This window comes from Bacillus sp. 522_BSPC, from assembly GCF_001076885.1.
GTDB lineage: Bacteria > Bacillota > Bacilli > Bacillales > Cytobacillaceae > Niallia > Niallia hominis.
In genome coordinates this window covers 37,049-50,558 of record NZ_JVDT01000136.1, presented here as the reverse complement: position 1 = coordinate 50,558, position 13,510 = coordinate 37,049, and the positions used below count along the sequence as shown (strand labels likewise).

Here is a 13,510-nt window from a genome sequence, read left to right as displayed (position 1 = left end):
TAAAAAAGCTAAAGTTTATAATAAATCTGCAGCTAACTGTGCTAGAGACGATCTCTCTCCTTTGACTAATTTTACATGTCCAGCTATTGGCTGGTCTTTAAAACGTTCTACCACATAGCTTAATCCATTATTAAAAGCATCTAAATAAGGATGGTCGATTTGTTCTGGGTCTCCCATTAAAACAATTTTACTTCCTTCTCCTACCCTTGTTAAAATCGTTTTCACTTCATGCTTTGTTAAGTTTTGTGCTTCATCAATAATAATAAATTGATCAGGGATACTTCTTCCTCTAATATACGTTAATGCCTCTACTTCTATTGAGCCCATTCCTGCAAGAATTGCTTCTAATTCACCAGGTTTCTTTGTATTAAACAAATACTCGAGATTATCGAAAATCGGCTGCATCCATGGCCTTAATTTCTCTTCCTTCTCTCCAGGAAGAAAGCCTAGATCCTTCCCCATTGGTACAATAGGTCTTGCAACTAATAATTTTTTATAATCGCCAAAATCTTCTGTTTGCATCAATCCTGATGCTAATGCCAATAAAGTTTTTCCTGTTCCTGCTTTCCCTATTAGCGTAACTAACGGCATGTCTTTCTTTAATAACATTTCAATTGCCATTGTTTGCTGCACATTTCTTGGGCGAATTCCCCAAATATGCTCATGATCAAACACTAGCTTTTTCACATATTTTCTTGATGAATCAACAATTGCTAACGCAGATGACGAAGACCCTAATACATCCTTTAAGATGAGAAACTGATTAGGATAATAACTTCCATTGCCAATTTCCGTGACAGGAAGCTGTCCAATCTCATAAAAGCGATTTAATACATCAATCGTTACTTGTACATCCATAAAACCGGTATACAAATCTTCATTTTCAACAACTCGGTCACTTAAGAAGTCCTCACTCATAAGCCCAATTGCATCTGCTTTAACACGGACTAGTGTATCTTTACTTACTAAAATAACGGTTCGTCCATTTTCTTTTTTGCTTTCTTCTATTGATAAATTTTTTGCAACTGCTAATATTCGGTTATCATTCGTTTTTTCCACAAATATTTCTTGAAGCTCATGAAAAGATCGGTGATTTAGTTCAATTCTTATAGTTCCGCCATTTTCCAAAGGAATCTTATCATGCAACTTTCCTGCTTCTCTTAAATTATCGATCAATCTAGATATTTGTCTTGCGTTCCTTCCGATTTCATCCATGTACCGTTTTTTGCTGTCTACCTCTTCTAATGCTACTGCTGGAATTACTACATCATTGTCACTAAAAGAAAAAATGGAATATGGATCCTGTAACAAGACATTTGTATCCAATACGTAAATTTTACTCAAACCGATGCCCCCTGCTCTAAAACGTCATATATTGCTGCACTATCCGTGTAACGGAAAGAACCTTGGTAAAATATATGTTTTATCGCATAAAGATAGAAGATATTTCTCACAATAAAGAGAGAGGAAGTATAAAAAAACATAAAAATGCTCATTTCCACCAACAAATCAGGTGAAAATGCACACTTTTAGAAGTTATTCTTCAATATTAAAGGAGGTAATTTTTATGAAAAAAGGATATTTGTTCATTGCAATCCTTTTTCTGCTTGCTGGATGTAATAACAATAATGTAGAAAATAGCCAACAATCAGAGAATAGAGATGATACCCCTCATGTTACAAATGTAAAAAATTCTACTATCGAGGAAGTTGACCGTAAAACAGGACAGGATATTGCCAAAAGACTCGTTTCCCTTGCAACAAGTATCGAAAATGTCAATGATGCAACAGCAGTAGTCATCGGTAAATATGCCCTTGTAGGTGTGGATATTAACGCTGACTTAGATCGTTCAGAAGTCGGTTCCATCAAATATTCTGTTGCAGAAAGCTTAAAGAACGATCCTGATGGGGCAAATGCTGTCATTATTGCTGATCCTGATATGAATGCAAGACTAAAAGAAATTGGCGAAGATATACAAAATGGGAAGCCAATCCAAGGTATCTTTAATGAATTGGCCGATATTAGCGGAAGACTAATCCCTGAAGTACCTGCTGATATGATTAAAAATGAGCCAGATGGGGATATGAAAAAGCCGAATGAAAAATTGAATGAAGAAGAAGAAAAAGAACTGAAAAATGACCAAGATGAGCAATCGAATAATCGTATAAGAGATTAAAATTCGATTTTCTATACGATTTTATATATAATGTGCCTATAATCTATTTTTTTCGATCTTATAGGATTAGAGGTGCAGCTGTTGAAAGTAAAATGTGTAATATGTGATAAAATTGAAGATATAGACGAAAATTCCTTTCAGGCAAAACGACTACGAAATCGGCCGATTCATACGTATATGTGTAAAGAATGTGAAGAACGAATTGCGGAAAATACAAAGAAACGAATAGATTCTGGCAACTTTGTTCTTTATCAAAACAAAACGCAAGAAGATGATTGGTAAGTAGACAAGCAGTATCAATAAAAAGAAGATCTTTTAGCTAAGGTCTTCTTTTTTTTACATACTTCTTTTTTAACTGCTTCGTTATTTAGAGGTTATTTGTTGGAAACACGAATTTATGCTTCTATTTTTATTACGTTTGGTTTTAGATCATGGTAGCTAGTATGAGATATTCTCTGTTACCTTTCACTTTGGATTTTCTTGCTCAATGGAAAAAAGTGGGGGTTATGAACACCACTTTTCTCTTTCAACTTGCGAAATCTGGTTTTCATCTCCAATAAAAACACTATTTTTCCACCTTACTCACTCTAAATGACAATTTCCAGCGAAATCCCTACCTCCGCCCTACTCTAAACACAAAAAAGAAGCCATCAACAGATGACTCCTTTTCTTTTATTTATTCAGCAGATTTTTTCTTCTTGCCAGCTCTTTCACGTTCTGCTTTATTTAAGATTTTTTTACGTAAACGAATGGATTCTGGAGTTACTTCACAATACTCATCTTCATTTAAGTATTCTAAAGATTCTTCAAGTGTCATAATTCTTGGTTTTTTCATTGTTGCTGTTTGGTCTTTGTTTGCTGAACGGATGTTTGTTGCTTGTTTTACTTTTGTGATATTAACAGTAATGTCATTTTCACGTGTATGCTCACCAACAATCATCCCTTCATAAATTTCAGTCCCAGCTTCTACAAAGATAATTCCGCGGTCTTCTACTTGCATAATCCCATAAGTAGATGATTTTCCAGATTCCATACTTACTAATACACCTTGACGACGTCCACCAACTTGGCCTGATGCCATTGGTTGATAGCTATCGAATGTATGGTTGATGATACCATATCCGCGTGTTAATGTTAAGAATTCAGTTGTATAACCAATTAGTCCACGAGCAGGTACGTTAAAGATTAAACGAACTTGTCCGTTACCATTATTAATCATATCTAACATTTCACCTTTACGAGCACCAATTGACTCCATTACAGAACCTGTATGCTCTTCAGGAACATCAATTTGTACACGCTCGATTGGCTCACAACGAACACCATCGATTGTTCTAACAATAACTTCTGGTTTTGAAACTTGAAGCTCATAACCTTCACGACGCATATTTTCAATTAAGATAGATAAATGAAGCTCTCCACGTCCTGATACAGTCCATGCATCTGGAGAATCTGTATTTTCAACACGTAAACTTACGTCTGTTTCTAATTGAGCGCGTAATCTTTCTTCAATTTTTCTTGAAGTTAAATATTTACCTTCTTTACCTGCAAATGGAGAGTTATTAACTAAGAAAGTCATTTGAAGAGTTGGCTCATCGATACGTAAAACTGGAAGTGCATCTTGATGTTCAAAAGGACATACAGTTTCACCAACGTTAATATCTTCCATTCCTGATACTGCGATTAAATCTCCAGCGTATGCTTCTTCGATTTCTTGACGTTTCAATCCGAAGAAACCAAAGATTTTTGTTACACGGAATTGTTTAACAGTTCCATCTAATTTCATTAAAGCTACTTGTTGACCAACTTTCATCGTACCGCGGAATACACGACCGATACCAATTCTTCCAACATAGTCGTTGTAGTCTAAAAGAGCTACTTGGAATTGTAAAGGCTCTTCGCGATTATCAACTGGTGCAGGAATATGCTCTACAATTGAATCATATAATGATTGCATGTTTTCATCTTGTTTTTCAGGGTTTGTGCTGGCTGTACCATTAATAGCTGATGCATAGATAACAGGGAATTCTAATTGTTCTTCTGTTGCATCTAATTCAATAAATAAGTCAAGAACTTCATCAATTACTTCAGCAGGACGAGCAAAGTCACGGTCAATTTTGTTAACAACTACAATTGGAGTTAAGTTTTGCTCTAATGCTTTTTTCAATACGAAACGTGTTTGAGGCATACAACCTTCATATGCATCAACAACAAGTAGAACACCGTCAACCATTTTCATGATACGTTCTACTTCTCCACCAAAATCAGCATGTCCTGGTGTATCTAGGATATTAATACGTTTATCTTTATATTGAATAGCAGTATTTTTCGCTAATATTGTTATTCCACGTTCTCTTTCTAAATCATTGGAATCCATTGCACGTTCTTCCACATGCTCGTTTGTACGGAATGTGCCGGATTGTTTTAGCAGCTGGTCAACCAACGTTGTTTTACCGTGGTCAACGTGAGCAATAATAGCAATGTTACGAATATCTTCTCTAATTTTCAAAAATTTCACTCCTACCTAAATATGTCTATCTTGATTTAATTTATTTTTTTAATAATATTATAACTGAGTCATTATATCACATAATTCCGAAGAAACCTAAAAGCTTTTATAAAAAACACTGAATGAAAACGCTATTTTCGAAAAATATTTTTTAAACTAACCTTTTTATCCGATAATTATCAATTTCTTTACATTTTTTCTGTTCTTTCCAAGCCATCCCATTGTATTATAGAAGGAGAAAATAGATAAAAAACCCACATCTAGTCGCTGTGGGATCATTTAATCATTATCATACGCTATTATTTCCGATTAATATATACCATAATAAAGGAAGATAATCATGAATTTTGATAAATATCCATTTTTTTACTATAACATCTATGGAATTTCAAGTTTTATTGGTATCGGTATATGTATTGCTGAAAAAACATTAGTTGGCACACTCATTTGTTTTTTCTTAATGTGTGGGATTTGGTCACTTCGATCCCAAAAGAAAAAGAAAATGCAACAAATATTGGAAAAACAGCAGTGTTAGTCTTTTACCAGTTACCATCCTTTAAATATTTTTCGAGTATTTCCTCATGTAATCCAGGTTTAGAAGCAAAAAAAGATTGTTGTGTTAATAAATCAAGAGGCTCATTTTTTAAAGTTGTTACCTTTCCTCCAAGTTCTTCCACCATTATCTTGCCTGCTGCGTAATCCCATGGCGATAATCTTAAAGTGAGATAAGCATCCATTCGTCCAGCTGCAATATAGGCAAGTTCTAAACAAGCTGACCCGAAAGATCTCGTTCCTCTAGATTCCCTTACCAGTGGTTCTAAAATGCTCGGATCTATACGTTTATTTTTCGTAACCCATGTTGCATTTAATCCAATAATAGCCTCATCAACAGCGGTGTCCTTTAAAGGGAGTAGCTTTGTTTCGTTCATATATACCCCATTCCCCTTTTGAACATGGTATAGTTCATCTGCAACTACATCATAAATTAAGCCGATTTTCCCTATTCCATCCTCATAAATACCGATTGAAATCGCGAAATCCCGTTGCATATGGACAAAATTCATCGTTCCGTCAATTGGATCAATAATCCAGACAATCCCCTTTAAATCTTCTAAAGATTCACTTACTCCCTCTTCTCCTAAAATTCGATGAGCAGGAAAAACATCATTTATTTTATTTATCAAAAACTCTTCCGTCCCCTTGTCTATTTGCGTAACTAAATCATTTTTATTAGATTTTGTTTGAATAATGAGCTCAGATGAAAAAGACTTGATGATCCTTTCCCCCGCTTCTTTTATCCATTCTTTTGCATACTTATCAATTTCAAGCCAATTTGTCATTTTCTCAACCTTCTTTACATTCTTTTTTCCAGCACTTCCTATATTTTAGCTAATATAATCTCTAAACATACTTCAAAAGAAGCTATCTTATTCTCTATAGTATCATAAAATAAGAAAATTCTATAAATTGCAGTGCTATAGAATAACTATTTAAAAAGTCGATTGCCATTAAACAAGTTTCCTTCCTATCATTCCCTAAATAATGTAGCAAGCAAAATCATGCAGCTGACTCTATAGGAATTCAAATTTCCTTCCTATAGAGTCAGCTGCATGATTATCTATTATATTCCTTATAATGCTTTAAGTCTTAGAAGTTCCTGCCTGATTCTTTCTAGTTTTTGCTTACTTAATTTTTTTTGTTTTTCATCTTTTTCATTGATTGCATCGAATAAGGTAGCCAATTCATAATCCATTTCTAGACGAAGAACAGCCCTTTTTTCCTTTTCCACTTCCATTTTCTTCGCTAAATTCATCAATTGTTTCACTGACAGTACACCCCTTTCATCGACTTGCATTTCTGTGATTTCATATATATTATGTGAAAACCAATTAGCTTGCTCCTTTTTTGTGCGATAACCTAGTGCAATCCAAATTTCTTCATAATATTATTTATGTATGCTACAATATTGGCGAAAAGCATATCAAAAGATGAATATACAAGAAAATAACTAAATAGCTTACTTGATTATATATAAACTATTTACCCGGAAACATAAGAGATAAACTCAAAAGGAGATAAGAAATAATGTCGTTCACTGGTTTTATACAAAAAGATTTTGATACATTTAAGATTGAAGGACTGGATTCAAGAATGGAAGCAATTCAAGAGAGAATTCAGCCGAAATTCCTCGAAATTGGCGCAGAGCTTACAGATGAACTTTCAGGTAAACTCGGAATGGAAATGTTCCTCCATATTGCCAAGCACGCAAGACGGACCGTGAATCCCCCAAAAGATACATGGCTTGCGATTGCAAATAATAAGCGTGGATATAAACAACATCCACATTTCCAAGTTGGCTTATTTGATGACCATCTCTTTATATGGCTAGCTTATATATACGAACTTCCAAAAAAGAAAGAAATTGCACAAGGCTTTTTAGAAAATTACGAGCTAATACAGTCATCTCTGCCGAAAGATTATTTCCTTTCCATGGATCATATGAAAAAAGAGGCTATAAAAATAGAAGAAGCCGATTTAAAAGCAGCTTTAACAAGGTTCCGCGATGTAAAAAAAGCTGAATTTTTAGTTGGTCAGCAAATCCCAGTTGGTAATCCGATTCTTTCAAATGGAGAAGCATTACTCTCCTTAATTGAACATACATATGATACATTACTTCCAATTTATAAATTATCAATGGAGTATTAAAGAGGACAAAAAAACTTGGGTATACCAAGTTTTTTTGTCTATTAAGAATCACTCTACTAGCCTTCAATAGATGCGGAAAAAAAAAGCACCCTAATTAGCATCATGACTTTACAGTTAGCAAGATTGCTCTTAGAATGCTTTTTATGTATAACCCTTTTCCTATGGCATCTTTATTCTGCTATTCTCTGTAGCATCTTTCGCCTTTTTGATTGTTCGATATGTAGAATATCCACTTACTTCTTCAAATTCATCACAGACATTCTTTTCTTGCGCTTTCCCTGGGACAATTTTTTTAAATGCTCGATATTGTTCCATTAATTCAGCTTTTTCTACACCTTTTTCATAGGCTTTCTCAATACATTCAAAAAACTTAACTACCGTAATGATTTCATCTGTTGACCAATCGATATCGATTGGGTATTGATAATCCATTTTTCCACATCCTATTATTTAAAGTATTTTCAGATAAAATCTATTGTAATTTAAGTAAGCAAGAAAGTAAAACTTGTTTCTTCATACTAACTTTTTCCTTTGTTTTATAAGCTTATGCACCCAAAAAGGCATGTAAAAAAATAATTCTTTTTGCTATAGTAAAAACTAATTGTATGCAAAGAAAATAAAAAATGCTATAATTCTTTTGTTTTATGATTTTTATAATTTGAAATTAGGGTAAAACTTGTTAAGAGTAACGAAATTAAAGACAATAGGGCGACAAATAGGTACAATAAATTTCTAGCACGTACATAAGAAATTTCAATAAAGTTCGCTAATGTTTGCATAAAAATACTTAATAAAGAGGTGTGGTAATAAATTGTCACAACACGAAACACCGTTATACCACGGATTATTGGAACATGTTAAAAAAGATCCTATACAATTTCATATACCTGGGCATAAAAAAGGGAATGGAATGGATCCAGAATTTAGAAACTTTATCGGAGAAAACGCCCTTTCGATAGACCTTATTAATATTGGTCCTCTTGATGATCTTCATTATCCAAAAGGGATGATTAAACACGCCCAGCAACTTGCTGCTGAAGCGTTTGGAGCAGATCATACTTTCTTTTCCGTTCAAGGCACAAGTGGTGCTATCATGACAATGATCATGAGTGTTTGTGGCCCAGGAGATAAAATTATTGTTCCAAGAAATGTTCATAAATCTGTTATGTCTGCGATTATATTTGCCGGAGCTATTCCAATTTTTATCCACCCAGAAGTAGATAAAAACCTTGGTATTTCTCACGGAATCACGGTTGAATCTGTTCAGCATGCTTTAGACCTTCATCCAGATGCGAAAGGACTACTTGTTATTAATCCAACTTATTTTGGCATTTCAGCTGATTTAAAAACAATTGTGGATTTAGCTCATTCCTACAATATTCCTGTTCTAGTGGATGAAGCACATGGAGTTCATATTCACTTTCACGAGGCGCTGCCCATGTCTGCAATGCAAGCAGGTGCAGATATCGCAGCAACAAGTGTACATAAACTTGGTGGTTCTATGACACAAAGTTCGATTTTAAATATGAGAGGCGACCTAATTAGCTACAAGCGAGTCCAGTCCATTCTAAGTATGTTGACAACAACTAGCACATCCTATCTGTTGCTAGCATCATTAGATGTTGCGAGAAAGCGACTTGCAACAGAGGGAAAACAACTAATAGATAAAACGATTAATCTTGCACAATACATTCGAAGACAAATTAATGACATTGAACACTTATACTGTGTTGGAGAAGAGATTCTTGAGTCAGACTCTGCATTTGATTATGATCCGACTAAACTAATTATTTCCGTGAAGGATCTTGGCATAACAGGCCATGATACGGAAGAGTGGCTTCGTAAAAATTATCGGATAGAAGTGGAAATGTCAGATTTGTATAATATCCTGTGCATTATTACACCTGGAGATTCAGAAAAAGAGGCCAATATTTTAATTGATGCCCTAAAAGCACTTGCTGAAGAAAGAAAAGATAAAGCGTCTAAAGTGGAGGCACGAGTAATGCTGCCAAACATCCCTCTACTAGCGCTAACACCAAGAGATGCTTTCTACTCTGAGACAGAATTAATTAATTTTGATGATTCAGTTGGAAGAGTCATTGCGGAATTTATTATGGTATACCCGCCAGGAATCCCTATATTCATCCCTGGCGAAATTATTACAGAAGATAACCTTGCCTATATAAAACGAAATATGGAAGCAGGATTGCCTGTTCAGGGGCCTGAGGATTACGATTTCAAAAAGCTTCGCGTTATTAAAGAGCATCGCGCGATAAGATAATAGTGCTTTAGGTAACAGGAATGCCAAATGAAGGTATTCCTGTCTTCTATTTGGATATAAAAAATGCTATACATTTATTTCTATAGGTAAGAACAGATTGGAGTTATCTTTTTGAAAAAATATTTGATTATGACGATTATAAGTTTACTAATTAGTCTTGCTACCCCGTTTCTCTTTAAAAATTACATAGTACAAAAACCGACGCAATTAACACAATCCTTTCGTTTTGGTGGTCCCATCCCATTTGCAGAACAACAAAAGCTGTTGCCTGCCTCATCGAATGCCTATCCATTAGAAGTTTCATTCGAATCTCCCATGCAAACGAAAACTATTTTTCATCCCGTTTCATTTATGTTTAGCTTTCTTATGTTTTTCTTATTAATACTATCGATCTTCACTGTTCTTAAAAGCTATTTTGGAAAAATACCATCAAAGCGGAGACAATAAATAGTTGCATGGTTTTTAATTCTATTTAAATAAAATGCCTTTGATTATCCAAGGGCATTTTTTGTATTGTATTACTGTTTTGTTTATAAGGAAATGAATATGGTAACAGAGATTGCCTCTCTACTTTCTTCTTATCCAAAAAAGCAAGTCCAAATGATTCAGAGCAAAACACTTATCTAATCCTTTTTAATTGTATGTTATGTTATATTTAGACTACAGAAATAATCGTCATAATTAAATGGAAGGATCCGTAAATAGATAAACTAATCATCGTGGCTAACATCGTTTTTCTTGTTGATTTTATGATTGTATTTCCTATAATAATCGCTAAATAAAAGAACACCCCAAACATAAACACTTTATAGAGGATTAAATCATGTCTTGATAACCATTCTATGATCGAAAAGCCACTCCAAATGATTAGTTGAAATAAAATTGCCGTATAAATCTTCAAGAAAAACCACCACCCTTCCTTCCTAAAACCTAACAATTAATACTAGTATATGTATCAATCTTTTGTTTTATTTTATAATTATTTTCTTCAAAAAAACAGTAATATGGCTGGACGGAATAAAGCTGACTATATGAAAAATGGATAAAATTAATAGATTTCTTTCCTTTTAAAAGTCAAAAAAAAGCCCTCTTATAAAGAGGACTTCTTTTTTTAGCAATTAACGTAAGATATGAATTGGGTTACCAATTGCAACTTCCGCTGCTTCCATTGTTACCTCACCTAAAGTTGGGTGAGCATGGATAGTCATAGCTAAATCTTCAGCTGTCATACCAGCTTCGATTGCTAAACCTAATTCAGCGATCATATCAGATGCACTTGGACCAGCGATTTGAGCACCGATTACAAGACCATCTTCTTTACGTGTAACAAGCTTCATGAAACCTTCAGCATCATTAAGTGCTAATGCACGTCCGTTTGCTGCAAATGGGAATTTAGCAGCTTTCACTTCGATACCAGCTTCTTTAGCTGATGCTTCTGTGTGACCAACTGTAGCTAATTCTGGCTCAGAGAATACAACTGCAGGAATTCCTAAATAGTCGATTTCTGCATTATGTCCAGCAATAACTTCAGCAGCAATTTTACCTTCATAAGAAGCTTTATGAGCTAATGGAGGACCAGAAACAACATCACCGATAGCAAAGATATTGCTTACAGTTGTACGGCATTGCTTATCTGTCTTAATGATTCCGCGTTCGCCTAATTCGATACCAACTTGTTCTAATCCAAGTTCGTCTGTATTAGGTTTTCTACCAACCATTACGAATACATAATCAGCTTCAACTGATTTTTCTTCGCCTTTAACTTCATATTTAACCACAACGCCAGTGTCCGTTTCTTCTACACCTTTAGCCATTGCTTTAGTGATGATTTCAGCACCTTTTTTCTTTAAGTTACGAGTAACTAATGAAGACATTTGTTTCTCGAAACCACCAAGAATTTCATCAGCACCTTCTAGGATAGTCACTTGAGTACCAAAGTTAGCGTAAGCTCCACCTAATTCAGTACCAACATATCCTCCACCGATTACAACAATTTTCTCTGGAATTTCTTGAAGTGCAAGAGCACCAGTTGAATCAAGAACTCGCTTAGAGAATTTAAAAGTAGGGATTTCGATTGGACGAGATCCTGTTGCGATAATTGCGTTTTTAAAAGTATAAGTTTGAGATGATTTTTCATCCATTACTTTTAATGTGTTAGCATCTACGAAATATGCTTCCCCATATGCAATATCAATTTTGTTCCCTTTTAAAAGTCCTTCTACTCCACCAGTAAGTTTTTTAACAACACTGTCTTTCCAAGCTTGAACTTTTGAGAAGTCAACTTTTACATTTTCAGTTGTAATACCCATGTCTGCAGAATGTGCAGCATGCTCATAACGGTGTCCAGCAGAGATTAAAGCTTTAGAAGGAATACATCCAACGTTTAAGCAAACTCCACCTAATACGTTTTTCTCAACAATTGTAACTTTTTGTCCTAATTGTGCTGCGCGAATTGCTGCAACATATCCACCAGGACCCGCACCAATGACTATAGTATCTGTTTCAATAGGAAAATCTCCAACTACCATGTTTTACGCCTCCATTAACAATAGTTCTGGATCGTTCAATAAACGCTTAATATGATTCATTGCATTTTGAGCAGTAGCTCCGTCGATCATTCTGTGGTCAAAGCTTAAAGAAAGTGCTAATACAGGAGCAGCAACAATTTCTCCATCTTGAACGATAGCTTTTTCAGCAATACGACCAATACCTAAAATAGCAACTTCAGGATGGTTGATTACTGGAGTAAACCATTGTCCACCAGCAGAACCAATGTTAGAAATTGTGCAAGATGCACCTTTCATTTCAGCTGGAGCTAATTTACCGTCTCTTGCTTTAACAGCAAGTTCATTAATTTCGTTAGAGATGTTAAAGATACCTTTACGATCAGCATTTTTAACAACAGGAACTAATAAACCTTTTTCTGTATCAGCAGCAATACCGATATTATAGTAATGCTTATGAACGATTTCGCTTGTAGCATCATCTAATGATGTGTTTAAAGCAGGGAATTCTTTTAGTGCACTTGTTAAAGCTTTTACTACATAAGGTAAGAATGTTAATTTAATACCTTTTGCTGCAGCAACTTCTTTATATTTCTTACGATGTGCAACTAATTTAGACACTTCCACTTCATCCATCAATGTTACGTGAGGAGCAGTATGCTTAGAGTTTACCATTGCTTTAGCAATCGCTTTTCTAATTCCACTCATTTTCTCACGAGTTTCTGGGAAATCACCTTCTGGAATAGCAAGTGGCTTAGGAGCTTCCGTTGCTGTTTCAGCTGGAGCAGCTTCTGCAGCTGGTTGGCTAGCAGGTGTTGCACCACCATTTAAGTAAGCATCAATATCTTCTTTTGAAATACGTCCGTTTTTACCAGAACCAGAAACAGCTTGAATTTCTACGCCTTTATCACGAGCATATTTACGTACAGAAGGCATTGCAATAATGCGTCTGCTTGGATCAACATCTGCTTCTTGTGCTTTGCTTTCTTCAGCAGCCTCAGGTTTTGCTTCTTCAGCATCAGCTGGAGCTTCATCACCATGATCGCCTTTGAATTGAAGATTTTCATATCCAGGAGCATCAAATGTAATTAAAATATCGCCTACAACTGCTACTGTTCCTTCTTCAACCTTAACTTCTTCTACAGTACCTTCAACAGGAGAAGGTATTTCTACTACTGCTTTATCATTTTGCACTTCACATAATACATCATCTTCTTGAACTTTATCGCCTGGTTTAACAAACCATTTTACGATTTCGCCTTCGTGAATACCTTCACCAATATCAGGCAATCTAAATTGAAAAGCCAATGTGACAACCTCCTAATAATCTTATG

Annotated in this window: 14 protein-coding genes; 6 read left to right on the top strand and 8 right to left on the bottom strand. The window is 34.9% G+C overall.

Going from position 1 to position 13,510, the window contains the following annotated elements:
- Positions 1-15 precede the first annotated feature (15 nt).
- Positions 16-1,344: a PhoH family protein gene (locus ADJ83_RS10755; protein ID WP_035415906.1), complete on the bottom strand. Its 1,329-nt coding sequence runs from the start codon at positions 1,342-1,344 to the stop codon at positions 16-18.
- Positions 1,345-1,567: 223 nt separating this feature from the next.
- On the opposite strand from ADJ83_RS10755, the gene ADJ83_RS10750 reads away from it, so the two are divergent.
- Positions 1,568-2,176 (top strand): YhcN/YlaJ family sporulation lipoprotein, encoded by a 609-nt coding sequence (locus ADJ83_RS10750; protein ID WP_031534233.1) that lies wholly within the window; start codon positions 1,568-1,570, stop codon positions 2,174-2,176.
- Between the two features lie 81 nt (positions 2,177-2,257).
- Positions 2,258-2,458, top strand: a complete 201-nt coding sequence (locus tag ADJ83_RS10745) for a YlaI family protein (RefSeq protein ID WP_031534230.1) — start codon at positions 2,258-2,260, stop codon at positions 2,456-2,458.
- Between the two features lie 394 nt (positions 2,459-2,852).
- Here ADJ83_RS10745 and typA read toward each other — a convergent pair whose 3' ends face one another.
- Complete coding sequence (gene typA / locus ADJ83_RS10740) at positions 2,853-4,685, bottom strand: translational GTPase TypA (protein WP_031534229.1); 1,833 nt, start codon at positions 4,683-4,685, stop codon at positions 2,853-2,855.
- A gap of 340 nt (positions 4,686-5,025) precedes the next feature.
- Between typA and ADJ83_RS10735 the strand changes: the two genes are divergently transcribed.
- Positions 5,026-5,220 (top strand): DUF5325 family protein, encoded by a 195-nt coding sequence (locus ADJ83_RS10735; RefSeq protein WP_031534228.1) that lies wholly within the window; start codon positions 5,026-5,028, stop codon positions 5,218-5,220.
- Between the two features lie 4 nt (positions 5,221-5,224).
- Here ADJ83_RS10735 and ADJ83_RS10730 read toward each other — a convergent pair whose 3' ends face one another.
- Both ADJ83_RS10730 and ADJ83_RS10725 read right to left on the bottom strand, forming a co-directional pair.
- Positions 5,225-6,025 (bottom strand): inositol monophosphatase family protein, encoded by an 801-nt coding sequence (locus tag ADJ83_RS10730; RefSeq protein ID WP_031534226.1) that lies wholly within the window; start codon positions 6,023-6,025, stop codon positions 5,225-5,227.
- Between the two features lie 290 nt (positions 6,026-6,315).
- Positions 6,316-6,510, bottom strand: a complete 195-nt coding sequence (locus ADJ83_RS10725) for a hypothetical protein (protein WP_031534224.1) — start codon at positions 6,508-6,510, stop codon at positions 6,316-6,318.
- 260 nt (positions 6,511-6,770) lie between these two features.
- Here ADJ83_RS10725 and ADJ83_RS10720 point away from each other — a divergent pair, with 260 nt between their 5' ends.
- Complete coding sequence (locus ADJ83_RS10720) at positions 6,771-7,391, top strand: DUF1054 domain-containing protein (protein ID WP_031534223.1); 621 nt, start codon at positions 6,771-6,773, stop codon at positions 7,389-7,391.
- A 159-nt stretch (positions 7,392-7,550) separates the two neighbouring features.
- Here ADJ83_RS10720 and ADJ83_RS10715 read toward each other — a convergent pair whose 3' ends face one another.
- A complete protein-coding gene (locus ADJ83_RS10715; protein WP_031534221.1) occupies positions 7,551-7,823 on the bottom strand; it encodes a UPF0223 family protein in 273 nt (90 codons plus the stop codon).
- Between the two features lie 379 nt (positions 7,824-8,202).
- Here ADJ83_RS10715 and ADJ83_RS10710 point away from each other — a divergent pair, with 379 nt between their 5' ends.
- Positions 8,203-9,672 carry an aminotransferase class I/II-fold pyridoxal phosphate-dependent enzyme gene (locus ADJ83_RS10710; protein WP_031534219.1) on the top strand — a complete coding sequence of 490 codons (1,470 nt, stop codon included), beginning with the start codon at positions 8,203-8,205 and terminating at the stop codon, positions 9,670-9,672.
- A gap of 111 nt (positions 9,673-9,783) precedes the next feature.
- Positions 9,784-10,119 carry a hypothetical protein gene (locus ADJ83_RS10705; RefSeq protein WP_031534217.1) on the top strand — a complete coding sequence of 112 codons (336 nt, stop codon included), beginning with the start codon at positions 9,784-9,786 and terminating at the stop codon, positions 10,117-10,119.
- Between the two features lie 208 nt (positions 10,120-10,327).
- On the opposite strand, the gene ADJ83_RS10700 is transcribed toward ADJ83_RS10705, so the two are convergent.
- The 3 genes from ADJ83_RS10700 to ADJ83_RS10690 all read right to left on the bottom strand — a co-directional run bounded on the left by ADJ83_RS10700 (position 10,328) and on the right by ADJ83_RS10690 (position 13,484).
- Complete coding sequence (locus tag ADJ83_RS10700) at positions 10,328-10,573, bottom strand: hypothetical protein (protein WP_031534215.1); 246 nt, start codon at positions 10,571-10,573, stop codon at positions 10,328-10,330.
- A gap of 217 nt (positions 10,574-10,790) precedes the next feature.
- The gene (gene lpdA / locus ADJ83_RS10695; protein WP_031534213.1) at positions 10,791-12,200 is read right to left on the bottom strand and encodes a dihydrolipoyl dehydrogenase; all 1,410 of its coding nucleotides are present in this window, start codon (positions 12,198-12,200) and stop codon (positions 10,791-10,793) included.
- A gap of 3 nt (positions 12,201-12,203) precedes the next feature.
- Entirely contained in the window at positions 12,204-13,484 is a 1,281-nt protein-coding gene (locus tag ADJ83_RS10690; RefSeq protein ID WP_031534210.1) for a dihydrolipoamide acetyltransferase family protein, read from the bottom strand.
- Between the last annotated feature and the right edge of the window lie 26 nt (positions 13,485-13,510).

Coding starts and splice junctions, on each gene's coding strand:
- ADJ83_RS10750 (WP_031534233.1), top strand. CDS start 1,568: ATGAAAAAAGGATATTTGTTCATTGCAATCCTTTTTCTGCTTGCTGGA.
- ADJ83_RS10735 (WP_031534228.1), top strand. CDS start 5,026: ATGAATTTTGATAAATATCCATTTTTTTACTATAACATCTATGGAATT.
- ADJ83_RS10730 (WP_031534226.1), bottom strand. CDS start 6,025: ATGACAAATTGGCTTGAAATTGATAAGTATGCAAAAGAATGGATAAAA.
- ADJ83_RS10720 (WP_031534223.1), top strand. CDS start 6,771: ATGTCGTTCACTGGTTTTATACAAAAAGATTTTGATACATTTAAGATT.
- ADJ83_RS10715 (WP_031534221.1), bottom strand. CDS start 7,823: ATGGATTATCAATACCCAATCGATATCGATTGGTCAACAGATGAAATC.
- lpdA (WP_031534213.1), bottom strand. CDS start 12,200: ATGGTAGTTGGAGATTTTCCTATTGAAACAGATACTATAGTCATTGGT.